Annotated in this window: 15 protein-coding genes and 2 pseudogenes; 6 read left to right on the plus strand and 11 right to left on the minus strand. The window is 60.6% G+C overall.

Going from position 1 to position 16,598, the window contains the following annotated elements; all coding sequences use genetic code 11:
• Positions 1 to 225 precede the first annotated feature (225 nt).
• Positions 226 to 876, minus strand: a pseudogene (locus QRN36_RS18430) (DUF4946 domain-containing protein).
• Positions 877 to 930: 54 nt separating this feature from the next.
• Here QRN36_RS18430 and gloA point away from each other — a divergent pair.
• Positions 931 to 1,461 (plus strand): lactoylglutathione lyase, encoded by a 531-nt coding sequence (gloA, locus tag QRN36_RS18435; RefSeq protein ID WP_285425370.1) that lies wholly within the window; start codon positions 931 to 933, stop codon positions 1,459 to 1,461.
• A 188-nt stretch (positions 1,462 to 1,649) separates the two neighbouring features.
• Here the strand turns inward: gloA and ahpF are convergent, their stop codons facing one another.
• The 5 genes and pseudogenes from ahpF to galU all read right to left on the minus strand — a co-directional run bounded on the left by ahpF (position 1,650) and on the right by galU (position 8,298).
• Positions 1,650 to 3,212, minus strand: coding sequence for an alkyl hydroperoxide reductase subunit F (gene ahpF / locus QRN36_RS18440; RefSeq protein ID WP_093458947.1), 1,563 nt, complete (start codon positions 3,210 to 3,212; stop codon positions 1,650 to 1,652).
• Positions 3,213 to 3,351: 139 nt separating this feature from the next.
• Positions 3,352 to 3,915: an alkyl hydroperoxide reductase subunit C gene (gene ahpC / locus QRN36_RS18445; protein WP_017128507.1), complete on the minus strand. Its 564-nt coding sequence runs from the start codon at positions 3,913 to 3,915 to the stop codon at positions 3,352 to 3,354.
• A 238-nt stretch (positions 3,916 to 4,153) separates the two neighbouring features.
• A pseudogene (locus QRN36_RS18450) lies at positions 4,154 to 5,797 on the minus strand (ATP-binding protein); the annotation flags it as partial.
• A gap of 167 nt (positions 5,798 to 5,964) precedes the next feature.
• Positions 5,965 to 7,320, minus strand: a complete 1,356-nt coding sequence (gene gorA, locus QRN36_RS18455; protein WP_285425371.1) for a glutathione-disulfide reductase — start codon at positions 7,318 to 7,320, stop codon at positions 5,965 to 5,967.
• A gap of 135 nt (positions 7,321 to 7,455) precedes the next feature.
• Positions 7,456 to 8,298, minus strand: a complete 843-nt coding sequence (galU, locus tag QRN36_RS18460) for a UTP--glucose-1-phosphate uridylyltransferase GalU (protein WP_285425372.1) — start codon at positions 8,296 to 8,298, stop codon at positions 7,456 to 7,458.
• A gap of 367 nt (positions 8,299 to 8,665) precedes the next feature.
• Here galU and QRN36_RS18465 point away from each other — a divergent pair, with 367 nt between their 5' ends.
• Together QRN36_RS18465 and QRN36_RS18470 are read left to right on the plus strand one after the other, a co-directional pair.
• Entirely contained in the window at positions 8,666 to 8,851 is a 186-nt protein-coding gene (locus QRN36_RS18465) for a hypothetical protein (RefSeq protein ID WP_285425373.1), read from the plus strand.
• A gap of 154 nt (positions 8,852 to 9,005) precedes the next feature.
• The gene (locus QRN36_RS18470) at positions 9,006 to 9,287 is read left to right on the plus strand and encodes a hypothetical protein (RefSeq protein WP_285425375.1); all 282 of its coding nucleotides are present in this window, start codon (positions 9,006 to 9,008) and stop codon (positions 9,285 to 9,287) included.
• A 64-nt stretch (positions 9,288 to 9,351) separates the two neighbouring features.
• On the opposite strand, the gene QRN36_RS18475 is transcribed toward QRN36_RS18470, so the two are convergent.
• Positions 9,352 to 9,708: a hypothetical protein gene (locus QRN36_RS18475; protein WP_285425377.1), complete on the minus strand. Its 357-nt coding sequence runs from the start codon at positions 9,706 to 9,708 to the stop codon at positions 9,352 to 9,354.
• 169 nt (positions 9,709 to 9,877) lie between these two features.
• Between QRN36_RS18475 and QRN36_RS18480 the strand changes: the two genes are divergently transcribed.
• The 3 genes from QRN36_RS18480 (at position 9,878) to alkB (ending at position 11,138) form a co-directional block, all read left to right on the plus strand.
• Complete coding sequence (locus tag QRN36_RS18480) at positions 9,878 to 10,183, plus strand: DUF1883 domain-containing protein (RefSeq protein ID WP_093458953.1); 306 nt, start codon at positions 9,878 to 9,880, stop codon at positions 10,181 to 10,183.
• A 78-nt stretch (positions 10,184 to 10,261) separates the two neighbouring features.
• Entirely contained in the window at positions 10,262 to 10,441 is a 180-nt protein-coding gene (locus QRN36_RS18485; protein ID WP_285425378.1) for a hypothetical protein, read from the plus strand.
• Between the two features lie 16 nt (positions 10,442 to 10,457).
• Positions 10,458 to 11,138, plus strand: a complete 681-nt coding sequence (gene alkB, locus QRN36_RS18490; protein WP_285425379.1) for a DNA oxidative demethylase AlkB — start codon at positions 10,458 to 10,460, stop codon at positions 11,136 to 11,138.
• A gap of 29 nt (positions 11,139 to 11,167) precedes the next feature.
• Here alkB and QRN36_RS18495 read toward each other — a convergent pair whose 3' ends face one another.
• From QRN36_RS18495 to gnd, 4 genes are all read right to left on the minus strand, one after another.
• Positions 11,168 to 12,982 carry a glycoside hydrolase family 15 protein gene (locus QRN36_RS18495; protein WP_285425380.1) on the minus strand — a complete coding sequence of 605 codons (1,815 nt, stop codon included), beginning with the start codon at positions 12,980 to 12,982 and terminating at the stop codon, positions 11,168 to 11,170.
• Positions 12,983 to 13,098: 116 nt separating this feature from the next.
• The gene (locus QRN36_RS18500; protein WP_285425381.1) at positions 13,099 to 13,917 is read right to left on the minus strand and encodes an HAD family hydrolase; all 819 of its coding nucleotides are present in this window, start codon (positions 13,915 to 13,917) and stop codon (positions 13,099 to 13,101) included.
• A complete protein-coding gene (gene zwf, locus QRN36_RS18505) occupies positions 13,914 to 15,437 on the minus strand; it encodes a glucose-6-phosphate dehydrogenase (RefSeq protein WP_285425382.1) in 1,524 nt (507 codons plus the stop codon). The genes QRN36_RS18500 and zwf overlap by 4 nt, the downstream gene beginning before the upstream one ends.
• The gene (gene gnd, locus QRN36_RS18510; RefSeq protein ID WP_285425383.1) at positions 15,437 to 16,414 is read right to left on the minus strand and encodes a phosphogluconate dehydrogenase (NAD(+)-dependent, decarboxylating); all 978 of its coding nucleotides are present in this window, start codon (positions 16,412 to 16,414) and stop codon (positions 15,437 to 15,439) included. The genes zwf and gnd overlap by 1 nt, the downstream gene beginning before the upstream one ends.
• Between the last annotated feature and the right edge of the window lie 184 nt (positions 16,415 to 16,598).

Below are 16,598 nucleotides of genomic sequence, written 5' to 3' on the forward strand. Positions count from 1 at the left end.
CTCTGACTGCAAAGCGAATACGGTGTTATTGATCAATGACGCGGCTCGCGAGAGCGCGAATTTGTCGATCCGCTGAAGGGTGCGATTCTTCACATATTTTTCACACCTTCTTCTACAGGATAAAGGCTGCTAAAGGATTAGCGCCCCATGCCCGCTTCGGCGGGCTTCTTTTTGCCTGTTGCTTTTGCCCCTGCAATTGACGCATATCGTTCAGTCGCGACGGACTCAGGGCGTGATGCCCAGACGCAGGCTGTCGCGGATCTGCAGCACTTGATCCTTGTTGGCGGAATAACCCTCTGCCGAGCCCGCGTAAGACAGCGACCAGGCCATGTCCTTGCTGGCGGCAGCGACCAGCGTCTGGGTCATCACGTGCACGCCGTTCTGGGTGATGGTGCAGGTGGTTTCCATGGCCGGCACCGCGCTGAGTGTGCTGTCCTTCATCTTCGTGCACACGCTTTGAAAACCACCCTGGGCGAAGTTGACCTGAACCGCCTTGCGCATCGCCAGCAACACGCCCTGAACATTGACCTCATGGCCAGGCTGCAAGCGGGTCTGGGTCAGCTCCACCACCATCGCCGGATCACCGTTGCTGTCGTTCTTCACGGCGCGCTGACGCATCTGCACCGAAGGATGATCAGGGTTCTGCTCCGGTGGTGGCAGCGATTCGACTTCCCAGTCGCTTGGCCAGACGATCATTGCATCCGTGGCCCAGGCGCCGCCGGGCAATGCCCAGAGCAGACAAAAGACAGGAAGTAGAAACAAACGAAACGCGGCAATCATGACCAGCACCTGAACGTCGAATGACAAAGTGTGAGCCACCCGGCAGGTGCCGACAAGGCCGGGACGCCAATGCGTGCGTATTCGGGTTTGGCTCATGGGCCGCGTACCCGTATCATTCGGCAACATTTACAGGACCTACCGGAGACATTCATGAGTCTGCACGAGCTGAACACCTTCCCCGGCGTCACCGCTGAGCCGGACGCCGCCACTGCACAATTCGTGTTCAACCACACCATGTTGCGGGTCAAGGACATCACCGCCTCGCTGGACTTCTACACCCGCGTACTGGGCTTCAGCCTGGTGGAAAAGCGTGACTTCCCGGAAGCCGAATTCAGCCTTTACTTCCTCGCGCTGGTCGACAAGGCGCAGATTCCGGCCGATGACGCCGCGCGCACGGTCTGGATGAAAGGCATTCCGGGCATTCTTGAACTCACTCACAACCACGGCACCGAAAAGGACGCGGCGTTCGCCTACCACAACGGCAACACCGACCCACGGGGCTTCGGCCACATCTGCATTTCGGTGCCGGACGTGCACGTCGCCTGCGCGCGCTTCGAAGCACTGGGCGTGGACTTTCAGAAACGCCTGACCGACGGCCGCATGAAAAGCCTGGCCTTCATCAAGGACCCGGACGGCTATTGGGTGGAGATCATTCAACCAACGCCGGTTGGCGGGGCGTAAGGGTCGAATCCCTGCCCGGTCCGGTTACTTCAAAGACCCGGACCGGCATCGGACTTGTGGAAGGCAGTCTTTCGTGAACAACCCGTTCACGAATCAATACCTCCCAACCGGGGCTCAGGCCCTGAAAACAAAAAAACCTCATGATCGCTCATGAGGTTTTTTCGTTTACAGGCTGACTCAGGTGTACATCACGCCGGGGCGCTGGTCCGGATCAGGTGATCGAAAGCGCTCAGCGACGCCTTGGCGCCCTCGCCCACAGCGATCACGATTTGCTTGTAAGGCACGGTCGTCACGTCACCGGCCGCGAAGATGCCGGGGATCGAGGTCTCGCCGCGCTGATCGATGACGATTTCGCCGCGTGGCGTCAGCTCGATAGTGCCTTTGAGCCATTCGGTGTTCGGCAGCAGACCGATCTGCACGAAGATACCTTCCAGCTCGACGTTGATTTCTTCACCGGTGATGCGGTTCTTGTAACGCAGGCCGTTGACTTTCTGACCGTCGCCGGTCACTTCGCTGGTCAGGGCACTGGTCAGCACTGTCACGTTCGGCAGGCTGTGCAGTTTGCGCTGCAGGACCGCGTCGGCACGCAGCGAGCTGTCGAACTCCAGCAAGGTCACGTGGGAAACGATACCGGCCAGGTCGATAGCAGCCTCGACACCCGAGTTACCGCCGCCGATGACCGCAACACGCTTGCCTTTGAACAGCGGGCCGTCGCAGTGAGGGCAATAGGCAACGCCTTTGTTGCGGTATTGCTGCTCGCCGGGAACGTTCATTTCACGCCAGCGCGCGCCGGTCGCCAGAATCACGGTCTTGCCCTTGAGCACGCCGCCGCTGGCGAATTTGACCTGGTGCAGTTCGCCGTCCTTGCCCGGGATCAACTGATCGCCGCGCTGCAGATTCATGATGTCGACGTCGTATTCCTTGACGTGTTCTTCAAGGGCGACAGCCAGTTTCGGGCCTTCGGTGTGTTGAACCGAGATGAAGTTCTCGATCGCCATGGTGTCCAGCACCTGACCGCCGAAACGCTCGGCCGCGACACCGGTGCGAATGCCTTTACGCGCCGCGTAGATAGCTGCGGCCGAACCGGCCGGGCCACCGCCGACGACGAGGACATCGAAGGCTTCCTTGGCGTTGAGTTTCTCGGCCTGACGATCGCCCGCACTGGTGTCGATCTTGGCGAGAATTTCCTCAAGGCCCATGCGGCCCTGACCGAACAGCTCGCCGTTCAGGTAAATGCTCGGCACCGACATGATCTGACGGTCAGTCACTTCCTGCTGGAACAGGCCGCCTTCGATCGCCACGTGTTGCACGTTCGGGTTGAGCACCGCCAGCAGGTTCAACGCCTGAACCACGTCAGGGCAGTTCTGGCAGGTCAGCGAGAAGTACGTCTCGAACTTGAACTCGCCGGTCAGCGCACGGGCCTGTTCAATCGTGTCCTCGCTGGCTTTGGAGGGATAGCCGCCCACTTGCAGCAGCGCCAGCACCAGCGAAGTGAATTCGTGACCCATTGGCAAACCGGCGAAACGCAGCTTGATGTCCTGGCCCGGGCTGTTCAGGGCGAAGGACGGCGTGCGAGCGTCGGCTCCATTGGTGTCCAGGGTGATCTTGTTGGAGCTGCTGACGATGTCATTGAGCAGCGACAGCATTTCCTGGGATTTCGCGCCGTCATCGAGGGACGCGACGATCTCGATCGGGCGAGTGATCCGCTCCAGGTACGATTTCAATTGAGCTTTAAGATTGGCGTCCAACATGATTCGGCTTCCTTTTCATCTTTGAATTCTGGAAAAAACAACGCCCGGGCGATGACCGCCCGGGCGTTTTTTGGGGGCGATGCGGTTTACGTGCTCAAGAGCTCATCGCTCCCGGTCCAGCCATGAGAGTCATGGGGACTTAGATCTTGCCGACCAGATCCAGGGATGGAGCCAGGGTCGCTTCGCCTTCTTGCCATTTGGCAGGGCAAACTTCGCCTGGGTGAGCAGCGACGTACTGAGCAGCCTTGATTTTGCGCAGCAGCTCGGAAGCGTCACGGCCAACGCCGCCGTCGTTCAGTTCAACGATTTTGATCTGACCTTCTGGGTTGATCACGAAAGTACCGCGGTCAGCCAGACCAGCTTCTTCGATCAGCACGTCGAAGTTGCGGGAGATGGTCAGCGTCGGGTCGCCGATCATGGTGTACTGGATTTTGCCGATGGCTGGCGAAGTGTTGTGCCAGGCAGCGTGGGCAAAGTGGGTGTCGGTGGAAACGCTGTAGATTTCAACGCCCAGCTTCTGGAAAGCGTCGTAGTTGTCAGCCAGGTCTTCCAGCTCGGTTGGGCAAACGAAGGTGAAGTCAGCCGGGTAGAAGAACACCACAGACCATTTGCCTTTCAGGTCGGCGTCCGACACTTCTACGAAGTTGCCGTTCTTGTACGCAGTAGCTTTGAACGGTTTTACTTGGCTGTTGATGATAGGCATCGGGTGGAACTCCTTAGGGTTGTGGAATTTTGCGTTGCGAAATCGATGAGAAGGATATTACGCACAATCGGCAACGAGGGCTCATTGGCAAAGCTCATGCTGACGATTGGTTTTCACTATAAAAGCGCTTTATTAATAGAAGAAATTAGTGAAGCGTCAACGTCATCGATTTCTGCTGCCCTGCACGGGCGTTCGATGACCTGACAATGCCGGATCTGCGATCGACAGGCCAACGAACTCACCCTTGCGCGGCCGGTTCGATCAGGCTTCTGACGCGTTGCGCCAGCGCGTCGATGGAAAAGGGTTTGGTGAGCATGTCCATGCCTTCATCGAGGAAATCCCCACGAATTTCGGCGTTTGGCGCGTATCCGGTAATGAACAGAACGCGCAGACCAGGCCGATGCTGACGCGCGATCTCAGCCAGTTGCCGGCCGTTCAGCCCGGGCAGGCCGACGTCCGTCACCAACAGATCGATGCGCTGCGGCGACTGAATGAAGGGCAGCGCCGTGTGACTGTCGGACGCCACCTCGACCGTGTAGCCCAGATCCCTCAGCACATCGACCACGAGCATGCGGACGTCGGGCTCGTCTTCGACCACCAGCACGCGCTCGCCCTGGACCGCACGGGGCGGATCGACGCTGTCGTCGACCACCGCCTGGCGCTCGACAGGCTGGAAGTGACACGGCAGGTACAGGTCGACCCGAGTGCCGCGGCCCTCGCTGCTGTCGATCAGAACCTGTCCCCCGGTCTGGTTGATGAAGCCGTAGACCATCGACAGGCCAAGTCCTGTGCCCTGCCCGATCGGTTTGGTGGTGAAGAACGGATCGAAGGCCCGCGCGATGACTTCCCCGGACATGCCGCAGCCGGTGTCCTGCACGCCCAGCCGCACATAATCGCCGGGGGCCAGAGAATCATGCAGCACAGCCACATGGGCCAGCTCGGTCTGAATCAGCAGGCGTCCGCCGTCGGGCATCGCATCGCGGGCGTTGATCACCAGGTTCAGCAGCGCGTTTTCCAGCTGGTGCTCATCGGTATTGGTCAGACGCAGGGCGCTGTTGAGGTCGACCTCCAGCTCGATGCTTTCACCAATGGTGCGCCGCAACAGCTCTTCCATGGACACGACCATGCGATTGACGTCCACCGGGCGCGGATTGAGCGACTGGCGCCGGGCGAATGCGAGCAGCCGGTGGGTCAAGGAGGCAGCGCGGTTGGCTGAACTCATCGCCGCATCGATGTAGCGATCGATCTCCGACACCCGCCCCGCCGCCACGCGCCGCTGGATCAGATCCAGCGCGCCCAGCACGCCGGTGAGCATGTTGTTGAAGTCGTGGGCGATGCCGCCGGTGAGCTGACCGATCGCGTCCATTTTCTGCGCGTGGCGCAGCGCCTCTTCGGCCTGGGCGCGCTCGCTGATCTCGATCTGCAGCCGCTGGTTGATGTCCGCCAGTTCGCGGGTGCGCTCGGCCACGCGCAGTTCAAGGCTTTCGTTCAGCTCGCGCAGTGCGTCCTCCGCCTTGACCTGGGCGGTGATGTCGGTGCTTGTCCCGAGCCAGTAGGTGATGTTGCCGCTTTCGTCGCGAATGGGCAATGCGCGGGAGAGAAACCAGCGGTACAGACCGTCCTTGCCACGCAACGGAAAGGTGTCTTCCCAGATCGAGCCCGTGGCGAAGCAGCGGCGCAGTCGGGACTCCACGCGTTGCAGATGATCCGGGTGATACAACGAGCGCCAGCCCAGCGCCATCATCGCCTCGTGAGAGGTGCCGGTGTAGCTGTACCAGCGCTGGTTGTACCAATAGATCCTGCCGCCCGGATCGGCGATCCAGGCCAACTGGCTCATGTTATCGGCCAGGCTGCGAAACTGCCGCTCACTCTCGTGCAGAGCTTCTGCTCTGGAGAACGCCTGGTCGTCAGGTCCAACGGGATTCAAAGGCATGGCTGCCGCAAAGCTCTTGCTGGTACTGGTCAAAAAGTGGGTCCGTCCCTGATTACGTTAGCTCGCCCGCCCCAATCCATGGGGCCGGACGCTTTTACATGAATGCCGCCCCGGTGTCAGCGCGTGGCGGTACGCATGGTGACAAATTCCTCTGCCGCTGTCGGATGCACGCCGATGGTGTCGTCGAAAATCTGCTTGGTGGCGCCAGCCTTGAGGGCAATCGCCAGACTCTGGACGATCTCTCCTGCATCCGGGCCGACCATGTGGCAACCCAACACGCGATCGGACTGGGCGTCGACCACCAGCTTCATCAGCGTGCGCTCCTGATTGTCCGTCAGGGACAGCTTCATCGGGCGGAAGCGGCTCTCGAAAATCTGCACATCATGCCCGGCTTTTATCGCCTCGGCTTCGGTGAGACCCACCGTGCCGATATTCGGCAGGCTGAACACCGCCGTCGGAATGTGCCGATAGTCCACGGCGCGGTACTGCTCAGGCTTGAACAGCCGTCGCGCGACCGCCATTCCTTCGGCGAGCGCCACGGGCGTCAGTTGCACGCGGCCGATGATATCGCCCACCGCGATGATCGACGGTTCGCTGGTCTGATAGTGCTCGTTGACCTTGATGAAGCCTTTGTCGTCGAGCGCGACGTTGACCGTGTCCATGCCCAGATTGTCGAGCATCGGACGGCGCCCGGTCGCATAGAAGACGCAGTCGGTATTGAACGAGCTGCCATCGTTGAGCGTCAGCTCGAGGGTGCCGTCGGCCAGCTTCTCGATGCGCTCGATCTGTGTGTTGAAGCGGATGTCCATCTGGTGCTTGGTCAGCTCCTGATGCAGGTGCGTGCGCACGCTGTCATCGAAGCCGCGCAGGAACAGCTCGCCGCGGTACATCAGCGACACCTCGGCGCCGAGACCATTGAAAATCGAGGCGAACTCCACGGCAATGTAACCGCCACCGACCACGACGACACGCTTGGGCATCTGCTTGAGGAAGAACACTTCATTGGACGTGATGGCGTGCTCGCGGCCGGGGATCTCCGGAATCTGCGGCCAGCCGCCGGAGGCGATCATGATGTGCTCGGCGGTATGCACCTGGCCGTTGACCTCGACCTCGTGCGGCCCGCGCAGACGCGCATGCCCTTCCATCAAAGTCACGCCGCTGTTATCGAGCAGGCCACGGTAAACACCGTTGAGACGGCTGATTTCCTGATTCTTGTTGGCAATCAGCGTCGGCCAGTCGAATTCGGCTTCGCCGCTGCTCCAGCCAAAACTTTTGGCTTGTTCGAATTCTTCGGAAAAATGCGCGCCGTAGACCATCAACTTCTTCGGCACACAGCCTACGTTGACGCAGGTGCCTCCCAGATACCGGCTTTCGGCGACCGCCACGCGTGCACCAAAACCGGCGGAAAACCGTGCGGCGCGGACGCCTGCGGAACCGGCGCCGATCACGAAAAGGTCGAAGTCGTAGGTCATTTCTGTCTCCTTGGCAGGCCGCTAGCATAACCGCTCCAGCGCTCTCGGCAAGTTCTGTAGGACAGAAACGACAAAGCCACCCGAAGGTGGCTTTATCTGACATACAGCTACCAGAGATTTTCCGGCACAGTCGTGTTACTGGGTGGATTTACCCGTCTTGTAGAAGTGCTCGAAGCAGAAGTTGGTCGCTTCCACGTAGCCTTCGGCGCCACCGCAGTCGAAACGCTTGCCTTTGAATTTGTAGGCCAGCACATTGCCTTCGGCGGCCTGCTTCATCAGGGCGTCAGTGATCTGGATCTCGCCGCCCTTGCCTGGCTCGGTCTGTTCGATCTTCTCGAAGATGTCCGGGGTCAGGATGTAGCGACCGATGATCGCCAGGTTCGACGGCGCATCTTCAGGCTTTGGCTTCTCGACCATGTCGGTCACGCGGAACAGGCCGGGCTTGATTTCTTCACCGGCAATGACGCCGTACTTGTTGGTTTCGTTCGGGTCGACTTCCTGAATCGCCACGATCGAGCACTTGTATTGATTGTGCAGTTTGACCATCTGCGCGAGAACGCCTTCGCCATCCAGGTTCACGCACAGGTCATCCGCCAACACCACGGCGAACGCCTCGTTACCAATCAACGGACGACCGCTAAGGATCGCGTGGCCCAGGCCTTTCATTTCGGTCTGACGGGTGTAGGAGAAGCTGCATTCGTCGATCAGGCGACGGATACCGACCAGGTATTTCTCTTTGTCGGTGCCCTTGATCTGGTGTTCGAGCTCGTAGCTGATGTCGAAGTGGTCTTCCAGGGCGCGTTTACCGCGACCGGTCACGATGGAGATTTCATTCAAACCCGCAGCAAGTGCTTCTTCCACGCCGTACTGGATCAGTGGCTTGTTGACAACTGCCAGCATCTCTTTGGGCATGGCTTTGGTCGCTGGCAAGAAGCGAGTGCCGTAACCGGCTGCAGGGAACAAGCATTTCTTGATCATATGAGTCCTTGATGAGGCTGGGGGTGTTGCGGCGCAGTCTAATGAGGCGGCGATGACCTTACAATGGCCGCCACTGGCCGTTCGCTGCCATGGTAGAGGAATAGTTGCGCAGATAGTTCCACACAATTCCCGAGAATACGATGGCAAGCCTGGGCGAACGGATCCCGTAGACAGGCGCGGCGCATGACCCGCTGATTATTCTTAGTCCCTCCGGTCACTCGTGCGTGGTGATCCTTCTCAGCGCAACGGCCATTCAGTGACCCACGAGAGCGTAGCCGCGTTAACGCCTGCGTGCAGGAAAACTGCGATTGCCCTTTACCCGCCGCGCTTTATCATAAGCAGCTGAATCACTTGTCGAGACGGATCGATGTCGGAAGTCAAAAGCGTAAACGGTTACCAGATCAAAAAACTGCAGGACGGCCAGTGGTGGCTGGTGGGGCACGATGAAGAGGCGGTCGCCGGGCCGTTCGCCAGCGAGAGCAGCGCCATCGAGGTCGCGGCGGTGTTCCAGGACACGCCAGCGCCGCGTCGCCGGGCGGACAAGAAAAACTGAGACCGCTGCCGGCCGCCTCGCAACGGGGCGGCCCCGGCACACCCCCAGAAAGCCTTCCGGTTAAAAATTCTTCGATGATGCCGGAACGATGGCACCGCGCCCAAGTCTGACAATTGCTGCCGCTATTCGGCCCCTCATTGTGAAGCACCTGAACATGACCAAGATTTTGTCCATCATTGCAGTACTGGGCCTGACAGGCTGTGCCACCGCACAAAACACTTACCTCAAGAACGGCCAGCAGGGCCTGAACATCGACTGCTCCGGCGAGGCGATGTCATGGGCCGCGTGCTACGAGAAGGCCGACGCATCCTGCGCCGGTACCGGCTACAACATCGTCAGCACGAACGGCACACCGCAACCCAAAGATGACGACAAAACCCTGGGCGTCGACGTCGGCAACTACAAGACGCGCAGCGTGCTGGTGGTCTGCAAGTAACGCCATTGGCCAGCCCCGGCAGGCAGGCGCCGACGGGCTGGCCTCCTCAGAAGCCCCCCTTCCCTCATTCGCCCGAGATACAGGCGGTAACTGCGTGCTGCACGTCTTTGGGGCGCAACGGATTATTGCCCATGCGCTCGAACAGCTTGATCGAACTGCCACTGGAGCGCGGTTCGATGTCGACGATCGCAGCCGGATCGCTGCTCATGAGCTTCTGCGGAACGATCACTCGCAACCCGGCGTGGCGGGGCTCGATCTGCGGAGGTTTGCGGCTGTCGGCGATGCGTCCGACGAAGCAGGATGCATAGTCCTTGGGACTCTTGCCCGACATGACGCTCATTGTCGCGGGAGTGTGCTCGATGTCGTTGACGGTCGCACAACCTGTCATCGCCAGAGCCAGAATAACAACCGCCAGTTTCATACAATCCCTCCAGTAAAGGTGCTTACGACAAGCCATGCTTGAATTAAATCCCGGCGCCTGTGACCTTTCCCCTGCGGCGCGGCAATAAAAACCGCGACGACGAGCAACGACCAGGCGTGCCGTGCTATCTTTTCGCGTTTTCGAGAATGCCCTGTCTCCGGAGACACCCATGAAATTCGTACACCAGCGCGAGCACCTCAACGAAGACGACATGGTCGTCATCGAGTGCTCCCAGCTCTGCAACATACGCCTGATGAGCGACGCGAATTTCCGCAGCTTCAAGAACGGCGGACGCCACACTTACCACGGCGGCGCATTCGATCGCTTTCCGGCCAAGATTGCCGTGCCGAGCACCGGCTTCTGGAACATCACCATCGATACCGCCGGGCGCAAGATGGACACTCACGGTGGTCGCAAAACCACTTTCACCCATTCAATCAAGATCGTCCGACGCTCATCTTCGCGCCTGAGCTGATGCGCCCATTGAACACCGGCCCACGTGAAAACCTTGTGTTCTCGCGCACGCCGTCAAGCTGTCGCCAAGGAGTCAACCGTGAATAGCCCTGCCCCCGTGATCAAATACGCCATCAGCTACAAGCTCAACGGTGAGCGCCGTTTCGAATTTGCCCTGTTGCAATCCCCTTCCGCCGACGAAGCCCTGGCCGCGCTGCAGAAAATGCACAGCGGCAGCGACGATGTGATCAGCGACGTCAAGGTCAGCAAAGCACTGTAATTCCGGTAGCGCCGCGATGATACAACGCAAAGGGATGACGCCCGCCACTTTCGACCTGTTTGCCGATGAGGCTGCGCAGCCGCCAGCAACGGAGCAGATCGGTCCGCAGTCATGGGTGTTGCGTGGTTTTGCCCTGCCGCTGATGGCGCGACTGCTGCCAGCGCTGGAAGCCGTTCTGAACCAGGCGCCCTTTCGCCACATGGTCACGCCCGGCGGTTACACCATGTCGGTGGCACTGACCAGTTGCGGGCAATATGGCTGGACCACCGACCGCAGCGGCTATAAATACAGCCCCGTCGATCCAGCCACCGGCCAGCCATGGCCGGACATGCCGGAGGTCTTCCGGGAGCTGGCACGAGCGGCTGCCGAGGCCGGCGGTTTTCCCGGATTCGAGCCAGATGCCTGCCTGATCAACCGCTACATACCCGGCGCGAAGATGTCACTGCATCAGGACAAGGACGAGCGCGATCATGGCTGGCCGGTGGTGTCAGTGTCGCTCGGCATTCCCGCGATGTTCCTGTTCGGCGGCCATGCCCGCAGTGACGGCACGCAGCGCGTGCCGTTGTTTCATGGCGATGTGGTGGTCTGGGGCGGCGAAGATCGCCTGCGCTATCACGGGGTCATGCCCATCCGACAGGCCGAGCACCCGCAACTGGGCGAGCAACGCATCAACTTCACCTTCCGCAAGGCCCGCTGAAGGCGCACGCCGAAGTCGGCGGCGTCGACTCAACTGGCCAGCAGCTTCGCAGTCGCCCGCGTCTTGACCGGGCAGACCACGCGATGCAGGTTCAGCGCCGTATTGATGATGCCGATGTGGCTGAACGCCTGCGGGAAGTTGCCCAGCATGCGCCCGGCACGCGGGTCGTATTGTTCGGCAAGCAGGCCCACGTCGTTGCACAACCCGCACAAGCGGTCGAACAGCGCGCTCGCCTCCTCCTCGCGTCCCTGCAGCACGTACACGTCGGCCAGCCAGAACGAGCACACCAGAAATGTTCCTTCGCTGCCGGACACGCCGTCCGTGCTGCGCTCACTGTCATAACGCAGCAGCAAACCGTCCTGCATCAACGATTGCTCGATCTGCGCGACCGTGCCCATCACCCGCGGATCGTCCACCGGCAAAAACCCGGTCAGCGCGATCTGCAGCAGGCTGGCGTCCAGTTCCTTGCCGCCGTAGGTCTGCACGAAGCTGCCCAGCGCCTCGTCATAGCCGTGGGCGCAAACGTCGGCATGAATCTGGTCGGCGATCTGCCGATAATGTCGTCCGCGCTCGCGCTCTTCCTGACTGTCGCTTTGCGCCAGCACGCCGGCGTTACGATCGAACGACACCCAGGCCATGACTTTCGAGTGCGTGAAGTGCCGAGGCTCGGAGCGAATTTCCCAGATACCGGCGTCGGGCAGGTGCCAGACCTTTTCCAGAAACGGCATGATCACTTTCTGGATCTGCGTGCTGCGCGGCAGACGCGGCAAACCGCTCTTCAGCGCCTGGGTCATTGCATCCGCCACTTCCCCATAGACATCCAGCTGCATCTGGGTGGCAGCGGCATTGCCAACGCGCACCGGCCGTGAGTGCTCGTACCCTGCCAGCCACGGCAACTGATATTCCGGCAGACGCCGCTCGCCGCCCAGCCCGTACATGATCTGCACTTGCTCGGGGTTGCCGGCCACCGAACGCAACAGCCAGTTACGCCACGCGGTGGCCTCTTCGTAATAACCCAGATTCATGAACGCCAGCAGCGTCATGGTGGCATCGCGCAGCCAGCAGAAACGGTAATCCCAATTGCGCTCGCCGCCCAATTGTTCCGGCAGCGAGGTGGTCACCGCCGCGACGATCCCGCCAGTGGGCGCATAGGTCATCGCTTTGAGCGTGATCAACGAGCGCTTGACCTGTTCGGTCAAGGGACCAACGTCCGGGCAGCGATCGGAAAACGCCCGCCAGAAGGACTCGGTCTGCTGCAACGCGCGCTCGACGTCGAACGCTTCGCGCACCGGTTCGTGGGAAGCCTGCCAGGACAATGCAAAACCAAGGCGCTGGCCGGCCTGAACGGTGAACAGGCTTTCGGTGTGATGATCCAGCGGATGCAGTTCGGCGGGCGTGCGCAGCACCAACATGTCAGGTCCGGCGACGGCAGTCATGGTGTGTGGATCGCGCTTCTCGACCCACGGCACGGTGCTGCCGTAGTCGAAACGGATGGCCAGGTCCATGGCGAAATCGACCCGGCCCTGCAGCCCAACGACGATGCGCACCACGCTGCTGTCGACCTCCATCGGCATGAAATCGATGAGCAACGCCTGGCCGGTGTCGCTGGTGAACAGGGTTTCGAGGATCAGCGTGCCGTCACGGTAGCGCCGCCGCGACTGGCTTTTTGCATCGGTGGGCGCCAGTTTCCAGCGGCCATTGTCGCTGTCACCCAATAACGCGGCAAAACAGGCTGGGGCGTCGAAACGCGGGAAACACAACCAGTCCAGCGACCCGTCGCGGGCCACTAGCGCGGCAGTCCGGCAGTTGCCGAGCAGCGCGTAATCTTCGATCAATACAGCCATGGGAACAGAATTCCTCCTGGTGTCTGAGAAGCCCGCAGGCGCACGGCACGCTGACGATCACTCGTGAAGACGCGACGATCGGCTGGCCGGACGGCTGCAGGAAGGTGCCGCGCCAGTCAGCGCGGCAGGATGTAACGCTCGATGGCAGCCGCCAGGCCGTCCTCCGTGTTGCTGTCGGTGACGTAGTTGGCCTGCGTCTTGACGCCGACTTCTGCCTGACCCATCGCGATCGACAGCCCGGCACGCAGAAACATCGCGACGTCGTTGCCGGCGTCACCGATGGCCGCCGTGTGCGCCAGATCGACGCCCAGCGTCTGCGCCAGTGTTTCCAGCGCCGACCCCTTATTGGCGTCCAGCGCGGTCACGTCCAGGTAATACGACTGCGAGCGCGCCGCCCTTGCAGCCTCGGCAATCAGCGGATTGAGCTGGACCTCAAGACGCTTGAGCAGTTCGAAGTCCTTGCTGGCGGCGACGATTTTGTCGATGCGATCAAGGTAATCCTCGAAATGCTCGACCTGCACGAAGTCATAACCCAGCGTGTTGCGCTCGTGCTCGACGTAATCCCCTTGCGGGTCGAGCAGCAGCCATTGGTCGTCGGCGAACACCCACACCGACACGTTCTCGCCGGCAAACAGCTCAAGGCTGGTTCGCGCCGCTTTCGGGTCGATGCGATGAGCCTTGAGCAAACTGCCGTCGGGCTTGATGATGTTGGCGCCGTTGAAGGCCACGGTCGGCACTTCGATGCCCAGTGCCTCGATCTGCTGACGCATGGCGCGGGGCGGCCGACTGCTGGCCACCGAGAAATGAATCCCGGCTGCCTGCAGCTTGCGCACCGCGTCGATGTTGGCCTGACTCAGGCTGTGATCGGGTCGCAGCAACGTGCCATCGATGTCGGACAGCATGAAACGGATGAGGGGTTGCGTGGCTTCACTCATCCCAGACGTTGCCAGCTGTGGCCATCGCGGGCCAGCAGTTCATCCGCCGCCGCTGGGCCATCGTCACCGGCCTTGTAGAACTCCACTTGCGGATCCTTGGCCCAGGCATCGATGAAGGGCTGCACGGCACGCCAGCCGTTCTCGATATTGTCGGCCCGCTGGAACAGGGTCTGATCGCCGGTCAGGCAGTCATAGATCAGGGTTTCGTACCCGGTCGATGGCTGCATCTCGAAGAAGTCCTTGTACGCGAAGCCCAGCTCGATGGTCTGCATGTCCAGGGTCGGCCCTGGCTTTTTCGCCTGCAGGTCGAACCACATGCCTTCGTCGGGCTGGATCTGGATCTTCAGGAAGTTAGGCGCTACGCGGTCCACGTCGGTGTCCCGGAACTGCGCATAAGGCGCAGGCTTGAAGCAGATCGCAATTTCGGTGTCGCGCACGCTCATGCGCTTGCCGGTGCGCAGATAAAACGGCACACCGACCCATCGCCAGTTATCGACCATGACTTTGAGCGCGACATAGGTTTCCGTATTGCTGTCCGCCGCGACGCGGTCCTCTTCACGGTAACCCGGCACGCTCTTATCGCCGATCGTGCTTTCGGTGTACTGCCCACGCACCGAGTTGGCCAGCGCTTCCATTTCCGACCACGGCCTGATCGCGCCGATGACCTTGGCCTTTTCACCGCGCACGGCGTCGGCTCCGAAAGCCGCCGGCGGTTCCATGGCGACCATCGCCAGCAACTGGAACAGGTGATTGGGCACCATGTCCCGCAGCGCGCCGGTGGTTTCATAGAAACTGCCGCGCGTCTCGACCCCGACGGTTTCAGCGGCGGTGATCTGCACATGGTCGATGTAATGGTTGTTCCAAAACGATTCGAACAGGCCATTGGAGAAACGGCTGACCAGAATGTTCTGTACCGTTTCCTTGCCCAGATAGTGATCGATCCGATAGATCTGCTTCTCGCTCATGACCTTCAGCAAGCAGTTGTTCAGCGCCACGGCGCTGGGCAGGTCATGACCAAACGGTTTCTCGATCACCACGCGACGGAAATGATCGTCGCCCTCGACCATCAGCCCCGAGGAGCCGAGACGCTTGGTCACTTCACTGAAGAAGCGCGGCGCGGTCGCCAGGTAGAACACGGCATTGCGCGTGCCGGTGCTTTTGATCTTGTCGTCGATGGCGCTGTAGGTCGCATCGTCGAGAAAATCACCTGTGATGTAGGTGATGCGCTTGGCCAGACTGCCCCACAGCGCCGGATCCAGAGGCTCTTCCCCGCCCTGGGCGACCTTGTTGGCCGCCTCCTGGCGAATGAAGTCTTCCAGCTTCCTGGCGAAGTCGGCATCGCTGACGGTGTTGTGGTCAACGCCGACGATGTGCAAGTCCTCGCCAACCAGTCCGTCACGGAACAGGTTGTAGAGGGCCGGCATCAGCAGTCGCTTGACCAGATCACCGTGCGCGCCGAACAGGAACAGCGTGGTCGCCGGGGCGACCGGGGCTTTCTGCTTGCTTCGGGATAAACCCATTATTTTGGTTCCTTATGACCACCAAATCCGAAACGCATGGCGGAGAGCATCTTGTCGCCGTACGTGCTTTGTTGACGGGAACGGAAGCGAGCGAACAACGAAGTGGACAGCACCGGAACCGGCACGGCCTGCTCCATCGCCGCTTCGATGGTCCAGCGGCCTTCACCACTATCGGCCACGGAACCGGAATAGGCATTAAGCTGAGGATCGGTCGCCAGTGCATCGGCGGTCAGGTCCAGCAGCCAGGACGACACCACGCTGCCGCGACGCCAGACTTCGGCGATATCACCCAGGTTCAGGTCGAAACGCTGTTCGGCGGGCAGGTTGTCCGAGTTCTTGGTCTTGAGGATGTCGAAGCCCTCGGCGAAGGCCTGCATCATCCCGTACTCGATACCGTTATGGATCATCTTGACGAAGTGGCCGGCGCCCGGCGGGCCGGCGTGGATGTAGCCCTGCTCGGCGCGAGGGTCGGCATCCTTGGCGCGGTCTTTGGTGCGCGGGATGTTGCCGATGCCCGGTGCCAGAGTCTTGAACAGCGGATCAAGGCGATCGACGACCTCGGTTTCGCCGCCGATCATCATGCAGTAGCCACGCTCCAGGCCCCAGACGCCGCCCGAAGTGCCGACATCGACGTAATGCAGGCCTTTTTCCTTGAGCGCGATGGAGCGACGGACGTCGTCCTTATAGAACGTGTTGCCGCCGTCGATGATGACATCGTCCTCATCCAGCAGGTCGGCCAGCACGTTGATGGTGTCTTCGGTTGGAGCGCCAGCAGGCAACATCACCCAGACGGCTCGAGGTTTTTCCAGTGCGGCGACCAGTGACTTGAGGTCATTGGCTGGCGTCGAACCTTCGTTGGCGAGCACGGTGCGAGACTGCTCATCGCGATCATAAACCACAGTGGTGTGGCCATTGAGCATCAGTCGACGTGCGATGTTGCCGCCCATGCGGCCTAGTCCAACAATCCCGAGTTGCATGTAGAGGTGCTCCTTAATCAAATACAGGGGTGCCTCATTTTATAGCCCAGTGCCGCATATAGGGTTAGTCCGGGGAGGCAAACGAAGGTTTCCCGGTGAAAATAGTTTCATGTACCGCCAGGCAGAGGTCTGCAAGACTGCCTTAAGACGCCGGTTTTCGCGATCAAGAAACGTTCGCGACAAT

This window comes from Pseudomonas sp. efr-133-TYG-103a (assembly GCF_030209235.1).
Taxonomy (GTDB): Bacteria; Pseudomonadota; Gammaproteobacteria; order Pseudomonadales; family Pseudomonadaceae; genus Aquipseudomonas.